9 protein-coding genes are annotated in these 9165 nt (G+C 41.7%); all 9 read right to left on the bottom strand.

Going from position 1 to position 9165, the window contains the following annotated elements; all coding sequences use genetic code 11:
* Nucleotides 1-862: phenylacetate--CoA ligase family protein (locus tag A3763_RS26250; RefSeq protein WP_197483153.1), on the bottom strand; the 862-nt coding region annotated here is incomplete at its 3' end.
* Between the two features lie 12 nt (nt 863-874).
* The gene (locus A3763_RS26245; RefSeq protein ID WP_082880616.1) at nt 875-2407 is read right to left on the bottom strand and encodes an oligosaccharide flippase family protein; all 1533 of its coding nucleotides are present in this window, start codon (nt 2405-2407) and stop codon (nt 875-877) included.
* Between the two features lie 7 nt (nt 2408-2414).
* The gene (locus tag A3763_RS26240) at nt 2415-3671 is read right to left on the bottom strand and encodes an O-antigen ligase (RefSeq protein ID WP_068514001.1); all 1257 of its coding nucleotides are present in this window, start codon (nt 3669-3671) and stop codon (nt 2415-2417) included.
* Between the two features lie 5 nt (nt 3672-3676).
* Nucleotides 3677-4702, bottom strand: a complete 1026-nt coding sequence (locus tag A3763_RS26235; RefSeq protein WP_068513998.1) for a polysaccharide deacetylase family protein — start codon at nt 4700-4702, stop codon at nt 3677-3679.
* A gap of 70 nt (nt 4703-4772) precedes the next feature.
* The gene (locus A3763_RS26230) at nt 4773-5993 is read right to left on the bottom strand and encodes an MtrB/PioB family outer membrane beta-barrel protein (protein WP_197476021.1); all 1221 of its coding nucleotides are present in this window, start codon (nt 5991-5993) and stop codon (nt 4773-4775) included.
* Nucleotides 5994-6048: 55 nt separating this feature from the next.
* Nucleotides 6049-6783 (bottom strand): hypothetical protein, encoded by a 735-nt coding sequence (locus A3763_RS26225; protein ID WP_068513993.1) that lies wholly within the window; start codon nt 6781-6783, stop codon nt 6049-6051.
* Complete coding sequence (locus tag A3763_RS26220; protein ID WP_068634368.1) at nt 6784-8313, bottom strand: XrtA system polysaccharide chain length determinant; 1530 nt, start codon at nt 8311-8313, stop codon at nt 6784-6786.
* A gap of 6 nt (nt 8314-8319) precedes the next feature.
* Nucleotides 8320-8934: an XrtA/PEP-CTERM system exopolysaccharide export protein gene (locus A3763_RS26215; RefSeq protein ID WP_082880615.1), complete on the bottom strand. Its 615-nt coding sequence runs from the start codon at nt 8932-8934 to the stop codon at nt 8320-8322.
* Between the two features lie 118 nt (nt 8935-9052).
* A partial coding sequence (locus A3763_RS27825; protein ID WP_197483152.1) for a sugar transferase occupies nt 9053-9165 on the bottom strand: 113 nt, incomplete at its 5' end.

Raw genomic sequence — 9165 nt, 5'->3', positions numbered from 1 at the left:
GATCAATATTTGTATGCAAACCATTCTTTTCTTTGCACTCCGAACCAATCAACATAAACTCCCGACAACCGTAAGTATTATATACTGGCGCTCGGAAAGCTCTTTCGATTTTTTCCCGCTGAAACTCATATAATGGTTCGGCGCCAGTCAAAATCGACTTAGGTGATTTAATGGTTATATCATTCTCGATAATATAATCTGCCAACGTTACCAAAGGGTTGACATAAGAAACTATTGCCTCAGCTTTGTAGGCGTTAATCTGCTCAACATAAGTTCCCAAGTTATATGCCGTCATTTCGAAAGAGTTTAATATCTTTCGATTATAGAAAGCGTGATAAAGCTTATCTTTAAGGGCTGACTTAGCACCAACAGGCGCAATGTTCGCTCCCCACAAATAAAGTGATTTAACACCAAGCCCGGCACCAAGGTTTCCATACCCTCTCCACATGACTCCTTGCCGGCGCTCATTACTTTCTTGATCCAATTCAAACCTGAACGGCACACCGGATGAACCTCCGGTAGCTTTCTTAATGTTCTTCCCTTTATGTGTAGCTGCTACAAAGCCTTCGTAGTTATCACGAATAACATCTTTATCAAGTACAGGTAATACCTCAAGGTCTTTGACACTCTCTACAGCGGCGGGGTCAAATCCAATCTGATCCCACTGCGACTGATAAAAAGCACAATTCTCATAAGTATGAACCAGCAAGGCTCGAAGCTTATCTAGTTGAATAGACTCCAGAGTAGATAGAGAACGATTTTGGTTTTCTTGGTACTCATGAACATAAGCAAGCGTCTTACGCTTAGCCATATGTGTTTCATAAAGCGGATATAATAATGTTCTAAACAACCAGCTATACATATCTCGTCCCTGTTATATCTTTAAGCGTACATTCACAAGCAGACAAATTATTGCCGACACTTTTGGCCCTAAACGCTCGCTCATCGTTTTTAGCATTTGGTAATCGCTGGCACTCAGTGCATTCAGCACGATCAGCAACAGCAGATACACTAACCCGAAGCAAATATAGCCAACGATAATTTCCACAACCCCCTCAAAAAAGCCGGATACATAGATCGAGAACTGTAAGGAAACAAATGCAGAAACAAGCACCCACAATAGTTTTCTGATATCCGGAACAATCCCCAGGAAGCGATAAGCGATCCCGAGAAGCACGACAACAAGAACAATTGCCACGATAATGTATGCAGTGATAGCACCCTGTAACCCCCACTGAGAAATGAGAGTCAAATTCACACTCAAAGACAGAATAAGCGCAAAAATACTCAGCTTAAGCATCAGCGACTGCTTATCAACACTGAGCAAATAAGCATTCACCGGCTCCTTAAAAGCATTCAGTGTTCCCACAACAATAAAGAACCCTAATATAATACCCGCCTGAGAAAAGGCATCACCATAGAGAAGCGCCACCACATGCTCGCCAAAATACAAGGTTGGTGCGGCCACCATTACCCCTAATGTGAACAAGTAACGCGATGATTCCTTGATACGCACGGCAGGATCCTGATTTACATCAGCCACCGAGCGAGCAATAACTGGTAGTAGAACCGAGCTATATACGCCGGGAACCAATAACAAGGCAGCACCAGAGATAGTCAGAGCAATCGTAAAGTACGAAATAGCCTCGTTACTTGCGTAATATTTTAACAATAAAACCTCGCACTGCCCAATAGCCAGACTGCCAATAATAGTATTGATAGATACAATTTTTAGATGATGTGATATACGTTTCCGTAAAGCCGTATCAAGCGTTATAGCTGGCTCCCCCCCCTTTTTTAGGCTCAAACGCTTCAAGTAAAAACCCGAAATAAACCAGTAACATACAGCAACGCCCGAAAACAGCATGTAGAAGTTTGCCAATTCAGGCATTAAGTATTTAACCACACAAACCAGTAGTAAGTTTATTGGCGCCACCAACAACACGGTATAAGCAAGGAAATCAAAACGCTCGAAGCCTTTAAACACCCCCACACGATACATATGCGCACTTTTAAAAATAATTGCCAATATCAGAAAAAACAGTAAATGCCTGTACTGCTCTTCGATCAATAAGTTTGGCACAAGAAGCACAAGCACAGTCAAGCCTCCTGTTACTAGAGCAGTCTTGAGCATTTGGATCTTATGGAAGTATTTAAATATTGCCGGTATCTTTTCTTCGCGCCCCTGAGCACGTGCTTCCGCTATAAATTTTATTGCACCAGTAGAAATACCTGCATTTGTCAGAATAATACTGATACCCGCCACTTTTACCAGATAGCTATAGACACCAAACTGCTCCGGTCCCAAACTGCGAGCGATCAGTATAGAGATGATCAAACCTAGCAAATATTCGAAGTAGATATTTATCGAAGAAAAGTAGGTGTTTTTTAACACGCTCTTAGGCAAAGTAACCTCACAATAAAAAACGGACCGTAAAATAGATCAAAACCAAGCTGGCTGAAAATACTAGAAAAACCTTGCCTGAATAGTCTTTAAAGCTGAGACGATAGTAACCCTTTTGATATCCAGTCGTACGATAAAAACCCGCAACAAACATCGCACAAAAAATATATAACATAGGTGTATAAGAACGGCTTAGGAAAAAAGCTGTCGCCAAGTAGCCAAGCATAGAATAAGTTAAGGTACGAGCAATGGACTGTTCAGTAGCACTTGCCTTCTCAAATAAGCTCCCCTTTATTTTCTTATTCCAGATAAGCAATAACATCAGAGCAGAAAATGTTAAGAACCCAACCCATAAATAGTAGCCACTCAAGCCCAGCTCAGAAAACACCAAAACAAAAGAATTATGAGCTGTCAGATAGTGATGATCTGTAAACTGCCCCATACCAACCCCCAAAACCGGCTTCCAGAAAAGCAACTGAAAACCTTCATACCAAGCTTCTAAGCGCCCTTCAGCAGAAGCTTCTTCGGAGTCTATTTCCCTAAACATACTCATTACAACCAAAGCAACAGGTGCTGCAAATGCCCCGGCAATCATGCTCTTCTTTAGGCCATAGCGATTAAAGAACCATAAACCGACTTGAGACATTGTTGCCAACAACGCTCCGCGCGAATTAGTTAAATATATGCCATACAATATAAAGCCAGCTGAAAACATAAACAAAGGTTTGAGAAGGGTATTTGCACGATAAAAAAAGTAGAAGGTAAGTGGCAGGACCATTACCAAGTACATCCCTAGATCATTCGGATCATTGAAAATTCCCAAGTAAGTAATCCTAGTCCCTTGAGATAGAGCCGCACCACTCCAGCCCACACCGTCATTTGATGCCTTTTGGGCCATGCCGTCGTTAACCATAACCAAAGCTGCAACCACCATTAAAAGTAGTGCAATATGCTGCTTCTTTTCAGTATTCACCAGATTTTGAATAATCAGAAAAGGAAGAAAAATCGAAGTTAGATAAGCAGTTAGATTTTCAACTGCATATGCGAAAGAGTTATTAACAAAAGCTGATAAAAATATAACTGGAATTAACCAAAACAATAAATTATTCTGCGGGGCATCAAAACGACGATTCTTGTCAGCAAGCATAAACAATGCAGCAACAATGAGTGAGAATTTTACAAGCGGCAACCCCATAAGCGGCCCAAAGAACTCTTGAGGCCGAATTAAAACAAAAGCCAAGTAGGCTATTAATGCAACAAAGGCCACGCTCCTTAATCGTCCATATAATTTGCAGCAAAATACCTAGGACAAGTCAACAAGCCTTTAAACCAGCTTAGTGTGACCGTACTATCCACATGTAAGCGCTTTAATTCATATATCCCCTGATCAATAGAACTTACAACACCCGATAAATAGGAACAAGCTACTTTAAACCCCGCCTCTTTTGCGGCGTCCATTACATCCTGATTAAATGCCCCGACGCCACCCACAGGATAGGCCAACACCTCACAGCGCCCAATTCGTTTCTCAATAGCATCCTTCGACTGAAAGAGCTCTGCCTTCATACTTTCCACATCTAGATTTGCCAGAACAGAGTGCGTTACAGAGTGTGAACCGAATTCCACCCCCCAATCGGACATTTCCTCGACCATATCCCAGGTCATCATTTTGCTATCAGGGTAACTTTGCTCTCGTTCGATTCCCAGCTCCTCAAAAAGATCCAAGAGTCTTTGTTGTCGTTTATCGTCTGGAATACGCTTCAAGAAACGTAAGAAATCCTCAATTATCGTTTCTACATTGCACAATTGAATTTCAATAGTTTTGTCCGCACCATCCGGGGCTGCACTTAAGGTTCGCCCAATGTTCGACTTAAGGGCATACACCAACCTTTCAGACCAGAGCGTATCAGAAGTACCTATTAAACCCGTCGTGATAAAGATAGTTGGCCTGATATTATATTTCTTAAGGATTGGAAAAACATTGTGGTAAAGGTCATCAAAACCATCATCAAAGGTTAGTGAGACGATTTCTCGATTTCCTGCATTTTCAAAAGCGTCTATAGCTTCAGACAATGGCAAGACATTATAGTTACTCGATAAAAACTTCATTTGGCGATCAAAATCCTCAACGGATGCATCAACCAAGTGTTGATCAAATAAGTACTTATCTACGTCGATATCCATAACACGATGATATGCAAGTATTTTTAAAGATGGAGCTCTAGAATCATACAAACGCAGCAGTGGAAGTAAACCGAGGTGCGAGAATAAACTGCTTAGTAATTTTTTCTTATTCATGAATCATCCTTTATTGCATTTAATGCTCAACACATCCCTACAAACACAATAGTTATTGATAATTGCAGCTCTAGATCAAAGTCCAATTGAGACTAATTCCTACTGACAACTCTTCATATTCCCGCACGGCATTCTGGGAGTTTCGTCTCGTTTCGTGCTGAATGAAGCCTCCCATTCTAAGGCTCGGAGAAAACTGATAATCAGCATCTATTTGATAAGTGGCCGTATAGTCTTTGCCGACTGCTGCCTGCTCCAGGTAGTCAGTCTGATTGAATTCAACATTAAAGCCCATCGAAAAATCCGAGAAAATATCCCGTCCTATTGAGAAGCTGGCTTCCTTTATCTTCTCATCCTCATTTTGCAACTCATAATTCTCATATTCCCATGAAAAGTTAAAACCATAATCATATACTCCAAACTCACGAGCAATACTCAAAGAGGCCACGCGCCGCTTCACAATATCATTTCCATCTGCAGCAAAAGAGCTGATGCCCGGGACCGTAACTTCGAACCCGATTGACGCGTCAGAGATATCTTCCAAATAGCTAAGCGTCACATCATGCAACCAAAGCTGTTGCCGGTTAAAAGATAAACTATAAAAATTTGATTCAGTTTCTGCACTCTCTTCAGGCACTAACTGCGTGCGCCCTGCACTTAAACTAACACTGCCATCAACAAATTGACGAAAAAAACCTACACCCAGCTGAATACGGTCATACTTTTCAGTACCGTCAGCATCCAACATTACTTCATATTGCCCGGTTAAGTTCACACCGGTAATCGAGTTAATTTGGTGAGCAATGGCCGCGGAAAAATCAGCACGCTGCGTATCTGAGGTATTACTTTGAGAATTTTCTACGATTGTATAGCTGCCTTCTCCTGTTAAATATGTAGTTGGAGACACTACATAGGTAATGCTCGGGCCACTGGAAAGAGTATCCCTATGCCCTAGGTTGCCCGGCCTTGCTTGCTCTAGCGGGTCATCAAGAGTCTGGCTACGCGTAAAAGACGTCTGCCAACTTAAGAAATCCTCAATTAGATCAAAGTTTAATAATCCCAACCCTGTACTCAAGGTCGTTTCACCCTCGTAACTACCGCTATAGTAGTGGTCTTTTTCTAGAGTAAAGTTAGCATTGGTTTGAAACGTTTTTCTTTCTTCTACTACACCAGCAGAGAGGGAGAGGGTATGAACGGTATCTTGATCTTTTACGTCACTTGCAAGGCCTATGTTATCTGTGTACTCAACACTATTCGATAACACTGCAGTATACTCGGCTGCCAATACGGGCAAAGAAAGGCCAAGTAAGCATATAAACCTGAGAAGTGAGCACCGATTCATCATAAGTTTAATTATTGTAAACCAGGCCAGCTAGCTTATCTTTTCCAACCACATCAATTGCAGCTTCTACCTGCTCCTGAGTAGCTCGACCATGAGGAACCACTAACACAACCATATCTGCGATTTCGGTCAATATTCTTGCCTCTGACGATTCTGTGACTGGCGGGGCATCAATAAAAATATAGCGATCACTGTATCGTGAACGAATTTCATCAATAAAATGCTGCATCTTATCGGATGAAAAGTACTCTGCAGCACCCTCACTATTATCGCCAATCGGCACAACCCGCAAACGCGGAACACCCGTCGCATAAACGACATCTTTGACATCAAAGCTTGCATGACTTAAATAGTCAGTAATACCAACGCTCGCATCCCCAATAATCAACTGTTCCAAGCTTGGCGCGTATAGGTTTGCATCAATTAACATACTGGTTTTGGCTTTATCCAAAGCAAAAACGCTCGCAAGATTCATCGCGACATAGCTCGCGCCACCTTGATGACAGATAGAAGTCACCATACATACAAAATTCTTTTTATTATTCTTTTTCATTAGCTGCGTTCGCAGCTCTCTAAATATATTTAGAATTTTAGCGTTGGTTTTCTGACCGCTAATTAGCTTAAGGCGCTCCAATTCCTCAATAGTGAACTGATCCACCTCTCCCATACGCCTAATTTCAGCCCGTTCTTGATCACCCGTTTTAAAACCGGCTACGCCCTGACTTTGAGAAATATCACTCATCTAAACCATCCCCAACTTCGCAGCAAATGCCAAACCTATATATGCAGCCAAAATTACAATAGAAAGCGCGACACAAATGATCATATCAATTCTTACAACGCGCTTTGTAAAAGCGGTCTTAATATGAGGAATGACAGCTAAAGTCGTTACATCAAGCTCATGTAAACGTTCAGGAAAACGAATTCGCTGATCAACAAAAATATATGCAACAGCCAAACCTATAATGACCAACAATCCGACTATTGGCCCCAATAAAACAAAGTGTAAAAAACGCAAGCCAACAGGGTTAAGCGGCGGTAAAGCCGGCTCTTGAATACGATAAGTTACACCCTGCCCCTCAACGTTCAATGTCATTGATAAACGAGCCTTCTCTTTTCTCTCAAGCATATCTTCATAGATACGCTTAGTCACTGTATAGTCTCGAGTAAGCTCTGCCTCTTCCGCTCCTCTTTCTGCAATACGTTTGCGCCGGTCAAACTCTTTATCCATCAAGCCCCGTAACGCACTTAAGCGTTTTTCTTTCGTCTGCTTTCGGGTAATAGCGTTCGACAAGCTACTTCGAAGCTCTTGATATAATGGGTTTAATACTGCTTCCTGCTCGTTACCAGCTCCCGAATTATCATTATCTGAGTTCTTATTCGCATCGGCTTGCCTCATAGCATCACGAATATCTTCGATCTGATAAGTTAAACTTACTACATCAGGGTAATCTTCAGTATAGGTTAACAACAAATTATTACGGCTTGCCTCTAGTGATTTAAGGCGTTCACCATACACGTCTGCTTTATATTTCTGGGAAGAAAACTCGGACTCGTTACTTAATTGCCTTTGAACCGCTACAATGGATGTCTCATCTTCGTCGATACTTATTTTTAGCTCTTCTATTTGCGAGCGAATACGACTAATACTTGAATCCACATCACCGTCACGACCATCAAAATTCTGAGACCTGAAGTTCTTCAAGCGCTCTTCTGCCAGCAATAGTTGATCTTTATACTGCTTTACCTGGTTATCGATAAACAAAAAAGCTTCGCGACTTTCCGTACGCTGCTCATCCGTACTTGCACGAATAAAAACATCTACAACCTCATTTATCACCCTGTAAGCGTCATCAGCCGTTGAATCTGAATAGGCTACTTTAATGTAACCAGCCCCCAGACCTCTAACTTGAACTTTAGAACGCAGACTATTTATCTGCTGCCCCAGCTCCTCTGCAGATTCAAAGCTGTCGATCCCATAAACATTTTCAACCACTGTCTTTAGGATCCGAGGAGACTGGATCATATCTCGTACAACCTTCGTATGGTTCTGGACCTTAGATTGCGCAGCCTGAGTCGCTAAAAGTGGCTTTAGTATATTCTGGTTATCGGCAAAGATTGTGGCGGATGTTTCAAACTTTGAAGGCCAGAAAATCCCAGTCACCAATACTGCAAAGCTCACGACAGTGAACCCAAACAAGCATAAAAACTTTCTCTGCCACAACTCTCGAAAAATGACACCGATATAACGAATTAACAGCGCAAAATCCATATTCGTCTAGAAGCCTCTCTCTGGAACAGTAATAATGTCTTGCGGGTAAAGGGTATAATTGGAATCCAGAATTCCTTTTTCTAATATATCATTCAAATAGATCGGGTAAACTTTTGCTCCTTCAGCTGTCTGACGATACAACTTAGACCCGTCGCCATCTGCAAATACAGTTACACCACCCGCTTCTAACACCACATCTAAAACTGTAATACCTTTACGATAAGGGATCGATCTTTGTTGCTGCACCGCACCGGTTACTCGAATTCGATGAATAAAATCCGCACTCGTTGGATTGGAGACAATCACCGTTACTTTGGGGTTGCGAATATAACTATTGAGTTTATCCTCAATAATCGTTGATAATTCAGCGGTCGATACGCCATCCACTTCGATGTCACCAGCCAAAGGTACAGAGATTTTTCCATCCGGGCGCACCAGAACAGATACTGACAGGTCTGGATTTCTCCAAACATTCACTTGTACAGCATCGCCAACACCTAAGAGGTATTCTTCTACAACCCCTATACTGGTTTCAACAGGCTGCTCCTTCACAACATTCTTAGTCGAGCAGGCACTTAGAAAACCCACCAACACAAAACAAATAATTAGTTTTATTTTCATCCTTCGACCCTTTGCCCTTACTCTAATCTTAAAAACGAACAAGCTCTTCGCCCTAACACAATAAACCTACCCTGCTTACGAGCTCGCTTTGACACCCAGTGATTACTACAATAACAGTTTAATGAACACCCTTGCCCAACAACACAACTTCAACCGTTTGTATCACAATCAACACATCCATAAAGAAGCTATGATTCTTAACATAATACAAATCATATTTTAACTTATTTC

This window comes from Oleiphilus sp. HI0128, assembly GCF_001635365.1.
Note: the sequence above shows the minus strand (reverse complement) of the source record. Positions and strands in the feature narration are given on the sequence as shown.